At 60.0% G+C, this 17,218-nt stretch carries 11 protein-coding genes; 2 read left to right on the forward strand and 9 right to left on the reverse strand.

Going from position 1 to position 17,218, the window contains the following annotated elements; genetic code table 11:
• Window positions 1-5: 5 nt before the first annotated feature.
• The 8 genes from EYE42_RS14735 to EYE42_RS14770 all read right to left on the reverse strand — a co-directional run bounded on the left by EYE42_RS14735 (window position 6) and on the right by EYE42_RS14770 (window position 14,723).
• Window positions 6-722, reverse strand: coding sequence for a hypothetical protein (locus EYE42_RS14735; RefSeq protein WP_130992079.1), 717 nt, complete (start codon window positions 720-722; stop codon window positions 6-8).
• On the reverse strand, window positions 719-2,716 hold the full coding sequence (gene pglZ / locus EYE42_RS14740; RefSeq protein ID WP_130992080.1) for a BREX-3 system phosphatase PglZ: 1,998 nt from the start codon (window positions 2,714-2,716) through the stop codon (window positions 719-721). The genes EYE42_RS14735 and pglZ overlap by 4 nt, the downstream gene beginning before the upstream one ends.
• A complete protein-coding gene (locus EYE42_RS14745; RefSeq protein ID WP_130992081.1) occupies window positions 2,713-5,526 on the reverse strand; it encodes a DEAD/DEAH box helicase in 2,814 nt (937 codons plus the stop codon). Before EYE42_RS14745 ends, pglZ begins: the two co-directional genes overlap by 4 nt.
• Complete coding sequence (locus tag EYE42_RS14750) at window positions 5,523-8,318, reverse strand: DNA methyltransferase (RefSeq protein WP_130992082.1); 2,796 nt, start codon at window positions 8,316-8,318, stop codon at window positions 5,523-5,525. The genes EYE42_RS14745 and EYE42_RS14750 overlap by 4 nt, the downstream gene beginning before the upstream one ends.
• A gap of 32 nt (window positions 8,319-8,350) precedes the next feature.
• The gene (locus EYE42_RS14755; protein WP_211657955.1) at window positions 8,351-12,082 is read right to left on the reverse strand and encodes a DUF6079 family protein; all 3,732 of its coding nucleotides are present in this window, start codon (window positions 12,080-12,082) and stop codon (window positions 8,351-8,353) included.
• Window positions 12,083-12,096: 14 nt separating this feature from the next.
• Window positions 12,097-12,555 (reverse strand): BREX-3 system P-loop-containing protein BrxF, encoded by a 459-nt coding sequence (brxF, locus tag EYE42_RS14760; protein ID WP_130992083.1) that lies wholly within the window; start codon window positions 12,553-12,555, stop codon window positions 12,097-12,099.
• Window positions 12,556-12,557: 2 nt separating this feature from the next.
• Window positions 12,558-13,448 (reverse strand): BrxR family helix-turn-helix transcriptional regulator, encoded by an 891-nt coding sequence (locus tag EYE42_RS14765; RefSeq protein WP_130992084.1) that lies wholly within the window; start codon window positions 13,446-13,448, stop codon window positions 12,558-12,560.
• 120 nt (window positions 13,449-13,568) lie between these two features.
• A complete protein-coding gene (locus EYE42_RS14770) occupies window positions 13,569-14,723 on the reverse strand; it encodes a tyrosine-type recombinase/integrase (RefSeq protein ID WP_130992085.1) in 1,155 nt (384 codons plus the stop codon).
• 219 nt (window positions 14,724-14,942) lie between these two features.
• Between EYE42_RS14770 and EYE42_RS14775 the strand changes: the two genes are divergently transcribed.
• The gene (locus tag EYE42_RS14775) at window positions 14,943-16,382 is read left to right on the forward strand and encodes a DUF6880 family protein (RefSeq protein WP_130992086.1); all 1,440 of its coding nucleotides are present in this window, start codon (window positions 14,943-14,945) and stop codon (window positions 16,380-16,382) included.
• A gap of 538 nt (window positions 16,383-16,920) precedes the next feature.
• Here EYE42_RS14775 and EYE42_RS16515 read toward each other — a convergent pair.
• Entirely contained in the window at window positions 16,921-17,043 is a 123-nt protein-coding gene (locus EYE42_RS16515) for a hypothetical protein (RefSeq protein WP_281277824.1), read from the reverse strand.
• Window positions 17,044-17,124: 81 nt separating this feature from the next.
• Between EYE42_RS16515 and EYE42_RS16435 the strand changes: the two genes are divergently transcribed.
• The coding region (locus EYE42_RS16435) for a hypothetical protein (RefSeq protein ID WP_246020836.1) at window positions 17,125-17,218 on the forward strand (94 nt) is incomplete at its 3' end.

Raw genomic sequence — 17,218 nt, forward strand, 5'->3', positions numbered from 1 at the left:
TTAGTTCAGCCTGAAATCGTAACGACTTGGTTGCCTGCGCTGTCAACGCGAATGTCTAGCGTTTCGCATCCGGACAAAATATACGAAAGAGATCCTCCCAGCCGGAATGGAAAAAGCAGAGGGTTGGCCTCAATGGTCGCGACGGATAGGGCTCGACCTGCGTGGCGGAGACAGGCCTCAACTAGCCACGAAACCACTGATGATCCTTCGAGATCAATGGGCGACTTTCGAACAATCTGCTTCCCCTTACTCGGTCTGTCGATGGCGCCCCAATCTGCTTGTGATTGCAAAACCATATTGGTCATGCGGCGCGTTCCCTCTCGCTCCCCATAGACCTCCGCCATCCGTCTATGCACTTCGGCCGAGGTGCATTCGCCCTGCAGTGCCGTCAATCGGCCAACAATTTCCGCAACCCGTCCAAAGAATGGATAGCACGCCAGTGCCATGCCCCAAGTGAGAGCGGAAACAGAAGACTCAGGCGCATCCCGGTAAATCCGAACGCCACGATCCGCGAGACTGACCAATTCCGGGAGCGGTTCCAGCCACAGGCGATTAAGCACAGTGCGGGTCTTCTTCTTGGCGGCGGACCCTGAGTGAGCAGCGTCGAGGAGCTCTGTCAGCTCCTCAATACTCGCCATGCCAGCTCTGACGCGCAGCGCTACCCTTGCCCACTCAAGTTGAATGAAGCGGTCAAAGCCAATCTGAGGGGATAGAGATTTCATGTTGCCGTTCTCGTCATCGTAATTTTTACGAACGGAACGATCAATTCTTCGACAGAAGCCCCACCGTGTGCAACGATCTGATCTCCTTTCGGAACGAACGCACCGCGCGTGTCGGCATATACCGGGAGGAAGTCGGGCGGTAGTCCAGCACTATCGAACCGAAACGCGTCAATCTCGGCAGGAACAGACGCTGCCAAGCTTTCGCTGCGATAGGTTCGTACCCGTTCGCCCCGGACCTCGGAGACTGCGCCTTGGTTGAGGCGTCCGATCCCTTCGGCGTCAACGTTCCCGTGGTCCGCTGTAAGGTAAATTTGATACCCGTGATCGGCGAAGAGCCGCACAAGCTTTTCAACGAAACCAGTTTCGCACCATGCCTTGATCTGCCCGGCAATTCCACGCTTTCCCAACATGGCCCCGTGGACGATTTCATCGATCATGTCTACGACCAGGCCGACGACCTTCGTCGACGGTCTTGATATCACTTCCTCAAGCTCGATCAGCTGACCCGTATTCTTCAAGCCTTTCTGGAAATAGATTTCCGATGGGCGAAGGCCGTGATCTTGCCAGAAGCGCGCCCAGAGGGATGGCTCTTTTGATGTCACCTCGATTGAGTTGGCGAACTCGCGGGGCTTGAGGCCGGAGAATAGAGCTTGGCGTGAGACAGACGTGAGTGTGGGCAGCCAAGCGAAGCACCCGCTGTCATCAGAGGAGAAGCTGGGAATGCTGTCGGCGAGATGCTCTCGGATCTGAACCCACTGATCCATTGCAAGGCCATCGAATACAAGAAGCGCCACTCGATCCTCACCGGCGCTTCGCCGCAGAGCGAGATAACGGGGAACGTGATGGACCATTACCGGCCCTTTCGCAGCCGGAAGAGACGACAGATCCGCATAATGTCGGACTATCCAGTCCTTCAGCCTCTCATCCGCCTCGCGCTGCAAAGCGCGCACCTGGGGCTGTATGGGCTCGGCGAGCGCAGTGCTCAGACCGTTGAGTCGGGAAATGACCTCTCCCAGCCGGCGAGCTGTTTCCACCCAGTCACGGTGCGTCGCTTCTACTGTCGGCAGGTCGGCGGCTATCTTCTTGGCACCTTCAGATACGAGGGTTCCAAAGGATTGAGGATCAGCCACAACACCGACCCTGACCCAGTCGGGCAGGTCAGCCGCGGAACTTGATGTAGCGACGGGCTGAAGGGTGCCTTCAAGGAACATCGTGTCGGTGATGAGCCTCACATCAGGATGTTCAAACGGTACTGAAACCTCTGGCAATGCTTCTGCGCTGTCGTCGTTCGAAGTGCGATCGCTCTGAATCCCATACTGCGCAAGGAAACGGCCCCAAGCATCCTGCACGGCGCGCACCGTGTAATTCTTGGACGACAGCAGCTCTGCGATGGGCAGATCTCCAAGGGGCGTGTCATTCAAGATCGCCGCAACATGCTTTGCGAGCAGATTGGGCAGCCCAGCCCCGCGGTAATGGAGCCGCAAAACCTCTCGCCAGAAGTCCTCCGACCCACCGAGCAGGTAAGGGCTGATGCGGAAGATGTGGGTCAGGATGAAGTCCTTGGTCGCGCCTTCCCCGAGCGGCTGAGTGGCGTGCTTGTTGTGCGCCAGAAAGAGGGCTTCGTGGTGCTCCGAGTCCACTTGCCGGATTACGCCATAGCTCAACCTCGGAAACAGGTCGGCCAGGCTCAGGCTGACCTTGCGTCCCATGCGGACATAGTCCCATGGCAGCGTGTTCAGATCAGTTCCACGCAGTTGAAGGACGAGCGCCTTCGACGTTCCTTCCTCGCCGCGATCCCAAGCCGCCCGGTAGCGCTCTTCGTACTCTGTTCTAAAGGCGACAGGGTCCTCGAAGGGCAGTACTTCGAAACCTCGTTCCCGAAGACCGTGCAAGATGCGCTCATCCAACAGGAGATCATCCGGATCGCAGGCGATCCAGAAGCGGGAAAGATCGGCAGGAAACTCCTGCAGGATGCGATCGGTCCAGGCACTCATGATGCAGCCGGTCCCGGTTCGCCGACTCGCAATATGAGAACGGCGTTCAGATCGGGCGTGTATGCTTCCGCGGCATCCAGACGCGCCATGCGGGCGTCATGGTCGGCACGCAGACGCTTGCGACGGTAGTCCCGGACTGTCTGGAGCCCAACCCGTCCAATAGCCTGATGTCGCGCATCGTAGGCGTACTTGGCTCGTTCGCGCTCTTCCTCAATTCGGGCCCTGTGCTCCTCAACCAGATCTGCAAAAATGCGTTCTCCTTGAGCGAGAGCAGCATTTCTTGAGCGATCAAAGCAGTAGCTGGCATCGTCGGCAGTAACTGCTCCGACCGTCTCGACACGTTCTGTCAGGAGAAGATCCCAGACCCGCTTGGCTGTCGGCAGGAAGGTCCGCCCTTCGTCGTTCACAAAGACGGAAAGGAATCGCCGCCGGCTAAAATCATCGGCGGACAGGCTAATCTCCCAGAGCGACCATACGCCCCGGACACTCGCGGGAAGTCCGGTTATCCGCGCAGTGGGGAGGGGTTGGCCCGAAACGCAGCGCGGCAGATCGCTGATAACCGCCCGAGCGCGTGGATCTTCAAGCGTCACCCATTCGACGTCGGGCCGCTCCTCGGCCGTTCTAGCGTCGAAGCAGACCTTGGCTGACTCACTGCCGTCCGCCCAACGAACCCGCCAAACATCGGCTTCCTTTACAGCTTCCCCACCGCGCGCGGGTAGTCCGGTCGTGATTGCGCGTTCCAACCAGAACTGCGCGGGATGATCTCTCCATTTCCGCGCCTCGTCCGCATCCAAATCGTGGCCATCGGACAAGAGCTCGCTGCTCTTTCGGCTTTCCGCGATGGTCGACCGAAGCTGCGATACAACCGCGTCGCATTCATTTTCGATCGTGTCAGGGTTCTGGAGCCCTTGAACGAACAGTTCATCGAACAGCGGCTCCGTCTCGACGGAGTCCATCACGTCGGCGGCCTTGTCCACGCCGAACTCTTCTGCGATGACGGCCAGCTTGGTTTCGAGAACCTCACGCACACGATGCTCGACCGTATCTTCCAAGACGAAGTTGATCGCGCGCACGATGTGCGGCTGCCCGATCCGGTCGACGCGGCCGATGCGCTGTTCGACGCGCATGGGATTCCACGGCATGTCGAAGTTGACGATAACGTGGCAGAATTGAAGGTTCAGGCCCTCGCCACCTGCATCGGTCGAGATCAGAATGCGGACATCGCGGGAGAAAACTCCTTGGGCCCGCGCGCGTGCTTCGAGATCCATGCTCCCGTTCAGTGTAGCGACCGAGAAGCCGCGGCCTTCGAGGAAATCCGCGAGCATTGCCTGCGTGGGCACAAATTCAGTGAAGACGAGAACCTTCAGCTCGGGATCGTTCTCCTCCTGCTGCAGCTTGTAGATCAGCTCCAGAAGCGCCTCGGCCTTGGCATCGGTTCCCTGTGCCTCTGTCGATCGGGCAAGCTCGAGAAGCGTGTCGACTTCGGCCTTCTCCAACTCCCAGCCCTTGGCCTGGACCGCGATATCCACCTGGGTCTGTCCGTCCAGCTCGGCCCATGCGTCAACGTCCGCCTTTTCGAAGAGGGATGGCTGTAGTTGGGGCTCATCCAGGAGCGCTTGACGCTTTTCGAGGGTCGCCCGGATGGCGGCCGTGCTGGATGTGACAAGCCTTTGCATCAGGATCATCAGAAACCCGATGTGGCGCTGCTTCGCCGCCATGGCCTGGTTGTACCCGTGGCGGACATAGTCGGTGACGGCTTCGTATAGCTTTTGCTGGCTTGCATGGCGGTCCTGCCATGCCACCGGATGCAGCCGGGTCATGCGCGGCTTGAACAGCGGTTTGCCTTCGGCGTCGATGGAGACGCGTTTTTCCGTCCGTACGACGAAGGGGCGAACCCGCTCGCTCGACACGCTGCTCTCGTCGGGGAAGGAATCCCGGTCGAGCAGCTGCATCAGCCGATGGAACTGGTCGGTCTTGCCCTGGTGGGGTGTCGCGGACAGCAGAAGCAGGTATGGCGCCGCCTCCGCCAGTGCGGCGCCCAGCTTGTAACGCGCGACCTGGTCCGTGCTCCCGCCCATGCGGTGCGCCTCGTCGATGATGACCAGATCCCAAGATGCCGAAATCAGGTCCTCGAAACGCTCGCGGTTGTAGGTGCTGAGCTGCTCGAGGCTCCAGCCGCGACGCCCATCAAGCGGCTTCACGGAGTCGAGCGAGCAGATCACCTGATCATGCAGTCGCCAGAGGTTTTCCTCGTCGCTTCGCCATTGGCGGAAGGCGGAGAGTTCGGCGGGCTCGATGAACTGGAAGTTCTCGCCGAAATGCAGCCGCATCTCGGCCTGCCATTGCCGGACCAGCCCCTTCGGCGCCACGACGAGGATCCGCTTGGCCATCCCGCGCAGCTTCAGCTCGCGAAGGATGAGGCCAGCCTCGATCGTCTTGCCGAGTCCTACCTCGTCCGCGAGCAGATAACGGATCCGGTCCCGGCTCATGGCGCGGTTGAGCGCGTAGAGCTGGTGGGGAAGCGGCACGACGCTCGACTGGATCGGCGCCAGCAGGAGGTTGTCCTCCAGCGCGTCCAGAAGCTTCGCCGCCGCGGCAGTGTGCAGGATGTGCTCGACCGTCGGCTGGACGGCGTCGAGCGGGCTCAGATCGCGCGCGCGGGCGCGGACGACAGCGTCCTTACCGGGCAGCCAGACCCGATAGGCGGTCTCGCCCCAGATCTCCTCCCGATCAACGACACGGCAGGGCGCGGCATGCCTCTCATGCCAGCACCACGCGCCGATGCCATGTCCGCCGTCTGCATGCGTCACGCATTGGCCTCCATGCGGGTGAGCGCCTGGTCGTACCAGAGCAGCAGCTTCTCATCCTCCTGCAACGCCTCCTCGGGGATCTTCTGGGCGATACTGATGATGGTCTTGTAGTCCTTCGCACCCCACGCGGTCTTGAAGCCTGCGCGCAGCACTTCGAGCCGGAACTCCTTGAGCTTCCGGCCGGGTGCGGACTTGTAGCTCTCGAACTCCTTCAGCAGCGACCGCTCGCGCTTCTGCTCCAGGTCCTTTGCCTTGCTCGGATCAGGCACGAACCAACGGTCCTTCGCCTTGGCCTTCAGCCGCAGGTCGTCCTTCTCCAGCCCGCGCAGATCCTTGAAATTCGTGGACAGGTAGCTGTGGATCTGGCTGGGCACGTCGCCGTTGCCATCGTAGCGGAGGAAGTTGTCGGCGAGTAGCGCCGAGAGCTCTGGCTTTTCTTCGTGCTTCCGCCAGCCGGCGCCAAGCTGGGTCGTGAACTCCGGATGCACCTCCTGATAGGTTGAGGGTCGCTTGCGCAGGAAGTCCGTCAGCCAGTCGATGGCCGAGCGTTCGTCCGAGACGAACAGCTCCATTTGCGGTGCCTGCGCGGCTTGGGCCCGCTTTCGGTCGTACTCCGCGACTTGCTCAGGTAGAAACGCCATGCCGTCGCGCTCTGAAAATCGCAAGCGAAGTCCCTCTTGGAACTCTTGGCTTGAGAGCGGCACAGGCACATTATGCCGTACAAACCAAGCCACCATCCGGTCAAAGATAATTCTTGGATCACGTTCGGGTATGTAGGTAAGTTCATCCGATTTGGATTTTACGACAGGCAGATAGCTCAGGTGGGTTCTCACGAAATCCCAAGCCGATTCCTCGCTTCCACCAGTTTTCAAGAAGCGTTCTTCAAGGCCGCCATTCGGCTTATAGGCCGAAATCACTAGATCCTGCTTGACTGAAGTCTTATTGTTCACCGCATTGAAGCTGCCTTGCTTCTTATTCAGGGCAGACACGTTAGCGACGACAAAACCCGCCTCCTGCAAACTGGTTTGAATACTATTCCAAACTGATGCTTTTGTATTTGAAAACTCAACTGTCATCCAACGCCCAGGCTTAAGTATTCTATATGCCTCAGAAAAACTTACGCTCATCAGTCGGCGATAGTCATCAAGTTGTTTTCCTTGGGATCTACTCTCAATAGCCTCTGATGCAGTGTTTGTTTTTACGCCCGACCACATCTCGGCGAGGAAATTTAACTCAGAATACATTATGTTGGCACCGAAAGGGGGATCTATGAAAAGATAGTCAATTGATGAGTCGGGCACCTTAACGTGACTGGCGCTTCCCGTCTGAATTGCTTGGGAGGAGGACACCAATGCCAATGAATCAACTATTATCTTCAGCTTTTGCTTCCTTATTCCTTCAAAGATGTTTTTCTCTACGGGCAAGGAAGAAAAATATAGCGTACCTGACTGATACCCCGTCAAGACTGGCTTCTTTCCGCCGCCTTTGAATATCACGCGGCTCATCATTGTGCTGTGGGTCAAGTCATAGGAGTTTATCAAGAAATCAAGTGCTTTCCCATGACTTTTCCTCTTCACGTGCTGTCGAAGAAATGCAAGCGCTAAGAGATTGCGATGTGTGTAGAAATGATGGACAAAGTTGATGCCCATGCGAATTGGCTCGCCAGTTTTTTCGCCATCAGGTAATTTATTGGTTGGATAATCGTACTTTATGAGTTCTTGAAGGCAGCGCTCAGATACGGCCAAATCGTGGCTGTCAGGCTTCTTCTCGTATCTCGATTTGCCAACTGAATAATTTATGAGAACCGGCACTTGCTTGGCAATTCGCACCGGCTGTTCGAGTTTTTGATCATTGAAGGTCGTCCAGCAACGATCAAGTGTCCTTTTTGTGACTTCTGCAGAGCAATGAGGGCACTCAATTTGCTCTCGAACAGACCCAGCGACATGATCAACTGCGGACTCCCAGAAGGTAATTTCGCCGGTGCATTCTGGGCATGTAAAGACGTCCGACCAAATGATATAATTGATTTTACCTCGTATCGTTGAGCCCTTATGGCTGGTTTCATAAATCCAGCCCAACTCGCGCTCAGCTTCATCGAGCAGTCTAAGCGCCTCTTGCTTAAAGCGCACTACGTCAATTTTGGTGTTGTAGTTGGCAGCAATAAATGCCGCGGCTGGAGAAAGATCATTTAAGATGGCCTTTCTTTCTCCGAGCCTCGAAAATTCCCTCCATTCAACTCGTCCCATAACCTTAGTGGGCTCGAAAATCGTACCAGCTTGATCGACTCGATAACCCAATTCCTCGACGGCTTTTCTGTTGCCGCAAAGTTGCGCTGCCACCCCAGTCATGCCGGTGCCACAAAAGGTGTCAGCAACCAAATCACCGGGCTTTGTGTAGTATAACACGTAGCGCATGATTGCCTTATGTGGAACTTTTGTGTGGTAGCTGTGCGCATCATAGAAAATGCCACTTCTTCCCTCACTTACGTCAAATGCAAAAGGCTCCTTAGCCATTCGGTCTCCCGGGCTATAGGGGGTCCCGTAGTGCTTAACGTAATCGATGAACCAAGGGTTCGGGCAAGCTGTGTAGTACGGTGGATCTGACATCGCCAGGATCGCGTCATCCGACCCTTGCGGAAACCCCTCCTGGTTCCGGAAGGCCGGATCCTTCAACTTCTCGGCCAACAGCCCCAGAAAGTACTTCCGCCGCGCATCCTCGCTAGGGAAGGTGATGCCAAGGCACTCGACCGCGCCACCGCTCTTCCCGCTGTCCATCTTCAGTTGATCGTTCATCGGTTCTTCTCCGGAAAAGGGGTGGCGGGCCATCACTCGACCACAAAACGCAGCTTAGTGGTGTCCTTGCCCTTGCAGCGGTCGTTCAGGAACGACTCGAAGCGTTTGCGCAAATCCTCGGGCGTAGCCGGCGATCCGCCTTGGAGCAGCGCCTTCCTGATGTCCTCTTGGGCAACGCTGATCTTTTCCAGCCCCGACAGCGCCTCCTGAACGGCAGCGATGAACTCGGGCGTCACCATCTCGGGCAGGGTCTTTGTCTCGGCGAAGCCGGTGACGATCTTGCGCGACAAGTCCTTCAGCAGTTCGAAGTTCGACTGGATGATCGGATCCTCGAGGTTGTCGACGAGCGTCTGCACCCAGCCTTCGAGCAGCCGGTCGAGTTCGTCGTCGAGCTGCTTGAGGATGTTGGCTGCCGGAAGCAGGTCGCCCTGTTCGTTCGCCGGGCGGAAGTTGCAGTGCGGACAGACAGGTGACGCCGAGAGTTCGGAGTCGACCAGCGAGGCGCAGCTCTTCAGCTTGTCGAGTTTCTCTTCGAAGCTCGTGAGCTGGCTGGTCGGCATCAGCGAAATGCCGGCCAGCGCCCGCATCGCGACGAGGCGCGGATCCTTACGCATGGCGTTCTTGGTCTTGTCCTCCGAGACGCCGAGCCGCGCCTTGCTGTGCAGCGCGACGTAGGCCTTCACGTAGTCCTTCTTCAGCTGGTTGAGCGTCTGGCGGTACTCGGCCGCGTTCTGGTCCGTTCGTTCGGCGGCGAGCTTGTCGAGCACCTGCTTGCGCGTTCCCTGCGCCTGCCTCACCCACGCATGGTCGGCGGGCAGCACCATCTCCGCTTGGCCGAGATAGCTCGCGGTGCTGCCCAGTTCGCCGATCAGGGTCATCAGGCCCTCGGCCGAGGCCAGCACCTCGAGGTTTTTCTTCTGCGCCGCGATGTCGTCGGACCCGATGCGCAGGTTTTTCAGTTTGCCGACGGTGTTGTAGGGTGCCAGGCTCTCGGAGAATGCCTTGAGCGCGTCGAGCTTTGTGCGCCAGTCACGGATCTCCTCCTCGCGGAGCAGGGGCTGACCCCAGAAGCTGAGGCGGTTTGCCATGTCGGTCGTCGCGCCGAGGACGCGCTTTGTCAGCTTGTTGACTTCCTCCTGCAGCGCCTTGACGGGCTCATCGGATCCCTGCGTCGCCTGCTGCGCGAGGCCAGGCGGAAGTTCCAGGAGCTGGAACAGTGATCGAAGGACCGCGACGTTGATCTCTTTTGGCGCTTCGACGTGCTTGAAATGCCGCAGATCGTCGAGCGGGCGCTCGGCCAGCAGCGTGATCTTACTGGAGTCGATCTTATCGCCTGTGATCGCGAGCACGATATCGCCCGAATAGACGAGCCCGCCAAGCACGGTGACCAGCAGGTCGGATTCCATGCGATATTTGACCGGCGCAAAGTACTCGACGTCGGCATCGCCGCTCAGGAGTTCGCCGCGGTTCAGTACCTGCCCATGCCCCTTGGCCTTGAGGCGAGCGAGCACGTCCTGGGCATATCGAGACTGGGTCGGATCGATGCGATCCCCGTCGAGCATTTCGAGACCGTCGAGGATGACGACGGCGTCCTTTGTTCTCGTGCCGCCGGCCAGCGCACGAAGCGCGTTTCCGACCAGCTGCTTTCTGTTGGCCTCGGTGATCAATGCAGAGAAGGTCGGATACTGGGGCGCCATATCGGCAAAGCGGCTATTCAGAGCGACCCCAGCAATGACGTTGACCACATCCCGGAAGTTGATGCGCTCGTCCGGCCCCAAACGCGCCTTCTCTCGAAGGGAGATGCCTTTCGTCCAGTCGCGCAGCGACTTCGACTTGCCTTGGTAGGTGACCTCGAAGGCTTCGAGCTGTTTCTCCTGAAGCCATTTGCTCATGTCGCGCAAGGCATCTCGGGCCTTGTCGAGATATACCGACTTCGCGCCTCCGCTCGCGGTCGACGCCAATTCCTGCGCAGCTGCATAGAACCTGAGAAGGCGCCTTATGCTGTCGTCGGGCTCCTTCAGCCGGAAGAAGACTTCATCCGCTTTGTCGTCATCACGGAAGCGGGGCGGATCGAACGGCTGAATGAAATAGAGGTAGAAGTCGCGTTCTGGCTGGGCCGTTGGTCGATCATTCGGCGCGCCGAAAAAGAGGTAACCTATACGCTCGACCCGGTGCTCCTGCCACTCGATCTGATACTGCCAGATCTGGTGACCGGTCACATAACTGGACTCGTCTGTCCGCTCCATGAGCTGGCGGATGGCACCGAAGTAGGCACGATCAAGCGAGTCCTCTGACAGCGCTTCGGCGCGCTTCTCGATCTGAGCGTCGTAATCGACGTCCTTTTTCAGATCGAGATAGTACTGCTCAGTGTCGGGAGCCTTCGAGATGAACTGCCCGTTGACCGTTTTCAGCGTCTCCCGGAGTGTGGTCTGCACGGCGGTCAACAGATCATCGGACGGATCACCTCCCATGTCTTCAATGCCAGGCTGGAACAAGCACAACGTGTCTCGAAGTTCTTCAGCCGTTGGGCCGACAGGCACGTAGATGTCACCGCCTGTGGTCAAGCGATGGACTGAGAGACCATCAATGATCCTCAAGGCCATTGCCTTATAGGCAGGACGCGTGAAAGCCTTCTTCACCCGTTCTGACAGGACTTCCGATACTTTGAGCACGGGTCCGATGTTCGCATCAGCTCGTAGAACCGAGTTTGACGTTACTGTATCCCAGAACTTGTCGTAGCCAATCAGGCCTGGCCGATCCTCAGGAACTTCCTGATCGAGCACAGCTTGAATCTGGTCTCGGAGTGTGACGAGGGCGCCGCGCTTCTCGGTGAAGACAAGTCTCTCGAATGTTCCGATGTAGTCAGGATGGACCGGAAACAGCCGAACGTACTCGTCCATGCGCTCGTTCATGGATCCGTAGAACTTGGAGAACGGCGTGAGGTACGCGCGGATCTTGTTTTGCTGATCCGACGTCTTCTTCAGGAGCCGTTCGGCCACGACGAAGCTGACGTCTTGCCGAGCAAGTAGCACCTGCGTGAACCGATCCTTCACTCTACGAAGACTATCCGCAACATGCTGGAAGCGGCTGCTGTCGAAGATGGCCTCTTGAACGCCTGCGACGAAGCGGAAGCGGAGGTGCTTGGTGACCTCACCAATCTCGCGCAGGAACGACAGATCGAGAACAAGGTCGTGATCTTTGCGCGAACGCAAGTATTCGAGGAACTCATCCACCACTAGCAGAACGCCGTGGTTCGGGTGCACCTCGGCAAACGCCGCCATCATCTCTTCGAAGGCGCCCTTGTTATTGATCACCTTGTCGGCCGGCGGGAAGGAATAGCTTACGCCTTCCTTTTCGAGAAAGACCTCCAGCTGCTGCGTGATGATGTCACGCAACGACATCTGGCTTGAGATCTCGATCCGATGAACCTTGAACTTGCCCGCAATCGCCTTGGCGGCATCAGCCACCTTTGGGTGATGGATCATCTGGACGTAGTCTGCATCCTCAGCCACCAGCGAAAGAACGGACATCAGGTGCGACTTACCTGTCCCGTAGTTGCCGACGACCAGTACGCCCTTGTGGTCCACGCCGTCGTCGAACGAAAGCTGAGGGATCATGAGCTTGGCAATCCGATCAGCCATATCGTCAGAAATCACGTAGGTCGAAACCAGCTTCTTGGCCTCATCTGGACGATTGGCGTCCAGAAGCTGGATAACGGACTCAATCGGTTCGAACTGAATGAGATCGGCATAACGCATCGACATCCTTCGTCCCCTTTTCAATGCACAGTGAATGGGACCAGGCCGTCGATGGCGTAGTCCTGATGTTCTGAGTGTCCCGTCTCGGCATATGTGAGGCGATTGCCCCGCGTGCCTCCAGGCCACACTGCGATGATCCGGCGTGACTGAGCTTGTCGCCTGAGCAGGTCGAGCGGGCTGAGCTGTAGCGTCCGGTCGAAGAGAAGCTCGATGTTGTCGACTGTCAGAATCCCTTGGCTCACAAGATCATCCGCAAGGCGCCTGAATATTTCGGCAACGTGAAGGTGCCGTCGCGCACGCGGCACCGTAAGCAATTCGCGACCGAGGGCTGCTCCAACGTTGAGGGTAGGGGCCGCTCTTCGCTCCGCAAGCTGACGAAGCAGCTTGCTCTTTCCAGTTCCGGGTTCCCCAATGAGCAGGACCAACTTGCTGTGCACTGTCGAAACGTCGTCGACGACGCGGTCGAGTCTATCGATCATCCTCAACCCTCCTGCGCCATTGCGCCCGCAGTCGGGACAGTGCCTTCACCCAGTTCGGCTGCATTCAGAAGAACGATCTGCTGATCCTGCGGCCTCCTGGCGGCTGGGTCCGTATCAAGCCCGAGACGCCTGAGCGCGTAGTACAGCAACGCCCTACGGACTTTGATCTTCGCTTTGCCGGCCCGCATCCCGTAGTCTAGCGCTATGACCTTCGCCTGCGTCTCTGAAAGGTCGGGGTGGGGGGCGACTTCCAGCGTGACCTCGGAATGCCAGTCGCGATCATCGTCGGCTGACGCTTCGCTCTCACGCGATCCTCGAATCTCCAGCACCCGCGAGAGCAGGAAGTCCTTGAAGCAGTCATCGGTCAGGCAGAGCGCCCGGGTGTGCCAGCGGAACCCGTCGAACGCGATGGCGTGAGGCGCGATCCAGCGCCAGCGCGGCTCGGGGCTGGACAGGGACTGGTACTTCACCTCGATCGCCTCGGACCGGCGGATGGCGCCGACAACCGAGCGAAGCGTCACAGGCTCAACGCCGCGAACCGGCGTCGGGGCGGATGCGTAGGGTGGCAGGTCAGGGATCCAGCAATCTTCGCGCTCCAGCACATCGTCGGCAACCAGGCGGATTTGGGCGAGGTAGTGCGCTGCGTCCGGCGGGCGGAACTTGCAGTCGAAGTCTGGGCCGCGGACGTAGGTCCGCGCGCTCTTGTCGTAGACCATGTTGTCCGGTGCCAGCGCGATGTAGCGGTTCAGGTCCGAGGATGCCTGGTTCACCGAGACGCCGAACTGCTGCATCACGTCGATACGATTGACGTGACCCTCCCAGAACAGGCGGAACTCGATGAACTCGAGGCGCTGCTCGATCCCCCAGCGTAGTTCGGCCTTGTCCCGGTCCACGTTGCACTCCCGCCCAGCCCTGCGCGCACGCGAACTGTGCGCGCCCAATTTCTGGGCTTTCTTGGACCGTAGCCGTGAGGGATTAAGCAATCAATCGAAAAGGGGCGCGTCGGCGCGCGATTATCCCAAGGATTGCCGCAGGTTCTGCGCTATTGCATCCGCCGCCATCCGCACCGGCTCGGCAGCGAGGTGGGCGTAGCGCGCCGTGGTCTGGACCTGCGTGTGGCCAAGGAGTTTGCCGATCATCGGCAGTCCCTGACCCGAGGCGACGGCGGTCGACGCGAAGGTGTGGCGCAGGTCGTGTATGCGGACGTCCTTCACCCCGGCGCGGGCGCGAACGCGCTGCCAGAAGGGCTGGAGATCGCTCAGGCGCTTGCCCGGCAGGGTGCCGGTGATGACCCACGGGTTCTCGTCGATGCGCTGAGCGTCGCGGAGCAGATCGACGACGGGCTGGCCGAGATGGACGACCTTGGCGCCGGACTTGGAATCCGGCAGGCGCAGGACGCGCTCGGCCAGATCGACGTATGCCCACTTCAACGTCATGATCTCGTTCAGCCGACAGCCGGTCAGGATCAGCAAGCGAGCGGCGAGGATTGCTGATGGCAGTTCAATCCCTTCCGCCTCCATCTCGCGCAGCACCTCACCGATCCGGCGGAGTTCGGCCGCGCTGAGAAAGCGCTCGCGCTTCTCCTCGGGATACTTCCGGATGTGCTTTCGCGGGTTGGTTCCGTCCGGACGCAGGCCCCACATCTCGGCGAGGCTGAACATCTTCGAGACCACTTCGAGGCAGCGGTTCGCCTGATAGGGGATGTGGCGAAGGTCGTGGTGGAACTTGGCCACGTCCGCCCGGGTGATGCCCGTGACCGTGAGTTGCCCGAGCGCGGGCAGGATGAAGCGTTCGAGGTTGCGGCGGTACTCCTTGGCCGTGCTCGCCTTCACGCGGATCGCGATGTGCTCCTTGTCGAACCGCTCCGCCAGCTCCTTCATCGTGATCGCCTTGCGCCCCGCGTCCCGCTCGGCGGCGGGGTCCGCACCGTTGCGCGCGGCAGCGACGATGGAGATGGCGCGGTTGCGGGCCTGCTCGCATGTAAGCACCGTGCTGGGCCCGAGGCTGATCCGCCGGGACCGGCGTCCGGCGCGGTACTGGACCACGTAGCCCTTGCGCCCGCTCGGCAGCACCCGCAGCCCGAAGCCAGGGATCTCACTGTCCCAGACGAAGTATTCGGCGGAGCGGGCTTCTGCGGCGTCGACGAGGCGTTTGGTGATCCTGGGCATGGCACTCTTCGGTGGTTCTTTCGCCATTCCACAGTGCTGAAGCGCGGGCGACAGTCAACGAACACATTGAAATCGCGAAGAAAAAGGAAATGCCTCGCGTTTCCGCGCAAGGCGTTTCGGCGCGATGGTGCGGGAAATCGACGAGCCGCGCGAATCAGAACGCAGGTTCCGGATCCCGCGGACCGCTGATAGGCTCGGGGAAAAGAAACTGGCGATCCAATGGCTTCGAAGACCACCCTCAATGCCAAGAACCTCGAAGAGCTGGGCGCAGAGCGCCTGGCGCAACTGCTGATCGAGGTCAGCACCGGGAACGCGGCGGCCAAGCGCAAGCTGCGGCTGGCACTAGCGGGGGCCCAGAGCCCGAGGGAGGCCGCGCGGGAGATCACCAAGCGGCTGACCAGCATCGCCCGCGCCCGCAGCTTCATCACATGGAAGAACCGCAAGGCGCTGGTCACGGATCTCGAAACCCAGCGTCGCGCCATCGTCGAGCAGATCGCGCCGGCCGATCCGGACGAGGCGCTGGCGCTCATGTGGCGGTTCATGGCGCTCGCCACACCGGTGTTCGAGCGTTGCGACGACTCCAGCGGCACCGTCATCGGCATCTTCCACCAGGCGTGTGCCGATCTGGGTCAGCTCGCCGCGAAGGTCCAGCCGGATCCGCAGGCGCTCGCCGGCACTGTTCTCGATGCGCTGCAGGACAACGGCTATGGCCAGTATGACGGCCTGATCGGCATCATGGCCCCGGCGCTCGGCGACGAGGGGCTGGCTGCCCTGAAATCGATGGCCGAGGACCTCGGTCGCTCGCCTGTGCCGGTGCCGCCGAAGGATCAATGGAAGGCGGTGGGCTGGGGCACGGGCGGCACCACCTACGAGCACGAGATGCGGGCGCGTGAGCGCACCAGCACGGTCGCCATGGCACTCAAAGACATCGCCGACGCGCAGGGCGACGTCGACGCCTTCATCGCCCAGTATGATCCGAAGACCCGCAAGGTGCCGCAGATCGCGGCCGAGATCGCGCAGCGCCTGCTCGCGGCCGGCAGGGCGGGGGAGGCGCTGGGGTTCCTCGAGCGCGCGGAGCTCGGCGACGGCTTGCGGGTTCCGCTGGCCTGGCAGGACATTCGCCTGCAGACGCTGGAGGCGCTGGGGCGCGGCGAGGAGGCACAGGCGTTCCGATGGGACTGCTTCGAGCGCACGCTCTCCGACAGCTACCTGCGAGCCTATCTCAAGCGGCTGCCCGACTTCGACGACATCGAGGCCGAGGAGCGGGCGATGGCGCACGCCACGGCCTATCCGAGCCTTCTTCACGCCCTGCAATTCTTCCTCGACTGGCCGGCGCTGGATCGCGCCGCAAAACTTCTGGTGGCCCGGCACGACGAGATCGACGGGGATCACTACGAGTATCTCGCGCCCGCGGCGGAGGCCCTGTCAGAACGTCATCCGCTGGCTGCAACGCTGGTGCTCCGCGCGTTGATCGACTTCACGCTCACCCGATCGCGGGCGAAGCGGTATCGCTATGCCGCCGAGCATCTGGTTACCTGCGCCCGGCTCGCGGGCGACATAGCGGATTTCGCGGCGTTCGAGACGCACGACGCCTACGTCGCCCGGCTGAAGGAGGAGCACGGCAGGAAGTTCGGCTTCTGGTCGCTCACCGCCGCCTGATGGTCGTGCTACCGGATAATCAGGTCTCCGCCCCTTGGAAGCATTGTGGAAGCACGAGGCCGAAAAACGCTGCGCAATCCCGACAGATCGTGCGAAGCGGAGCCGCGCTAGTGGGATCGGCAAGTGTCGGAAACTGCGCAAGAACTCGCGCTTCCGAGCAATTGTTCATGGTCCGTTCGACACGACTCATAACCTGAAGGCCGCAGGTTCAAATCCTGCCCCCGCAACCAACAATAATTCATAATCAATATCAAAGACTTGTAGTTCATTCCTATCCGGAGGGACACTGATATGCGCTTCCTGCCCCGCCCCGCGGGGGGCTTTTTGCGTTTTGGCTGGTCATATGGCTATATGGCTACTATATGAACAGGCTGCCCCGTCGCCAGCCGCAACAGGCTCGCCAGGGCGCCGTGCAGGTCTATCGCCAGACGCGTGCCCCCGTCCTCGCTCTCCACCGGCACTATCAGGATCTTCTCTACCAAGGCTCGCAGCGCCTCCTTGGCTTCCTCCTGCCCTTGGGCATCGAACAGTCCTCGACTCAGCTGGCCGACGCGGCGCGGTAGGTCTTCGCCATTGCCGGATGTAAACCCACCAGATCGGGGGCGGGGGCCGACGACAGCACCCCCTCGAACTCCTTCCTCCGCGGATCGAGCGTTATCATCCGGTCCTTGACCTGATCCACAGGCAAGCTGGCGATGATTGCATCGACCCGCTTCTGGCGATTGTCGAATTTCGCAGGCTGATGGCGGATGCTGCGCGGCGCGTGGCCGAGGGCGGCCCGGCCATCGGCACCGAGGAACCGCGCGTCCCCCACGTCCAGATCGCCTCGCGCGAGG

This window comes from Paracoccus subflavus, assembly GCF_004310345.1.
GTDB lineage: Bacteria > Pseudomonadota > Alphaproteobacteria > Rhodobacterales > Rhodobacteraceae > Paracoccus > Paracoccus subflavus.

Excerpts from the sequence above, each read along its gene's own strand:
- EYE42_RS14735 (WP_130992079.1), bottom strand. The coding sequence starts at position 722 with ATGAAATCTCTATCCCCTCAGATTGGCTTTGACCGCTTCATTCAACTT.
- pglZ (WP_130992080.1), bottom strand. The coding sequence starts at position 2,716 with ATGAGTGCCTGGACCGATCGCATCCTGCAGGAGTTTCCTGCCGATCTT.
- EYE42_RS14750 (WP_130992082.1), bottom strand. The coding sequence starts at position 8,318 with ATGAACGATCAACTGAAGATGGACAGCGGGAAGAGCGGTGGCGCGGTC.
- EYE42_RS14755 (WP_211657955.1), bottom strand. The coding sequence starts at position 12,082 with ATGTCGATGCGTTATGCCGATCTCATTCAGTTCGAACCGATTGAGTCC.
- brxF (WP_130992083.1), bottom strand. The coding sequence starts at position 12,555 with ATGATCGATAGACTCGACCGCGTCGTCGACGACGTTTCGACAGTGCAC.
- EYE42_RS14770 (WP_130992085.1), bottom strand. The coding sequence starts at position 14,723 with ATGCCCAGGATCACCAAACGCCTCGTCGACGCCGCAGAAGCCCGCTCC.
- EYE42_RS14775 (WP_130992086.1), top strand. The coding sequence starts at position 14,943 with ATGGCTTCGAAGACCACCCTCAATGCCAAGAACCTCGAAGAGCTGGGC.
- EYE42_RS16515 (WP_281277824.1), bottom strand. The coding sequence starts at position 17,043 with ATGATAACGCTCGATCCGCGGAGGAAGGAGTTCGAGGGGGTGCTGTCG.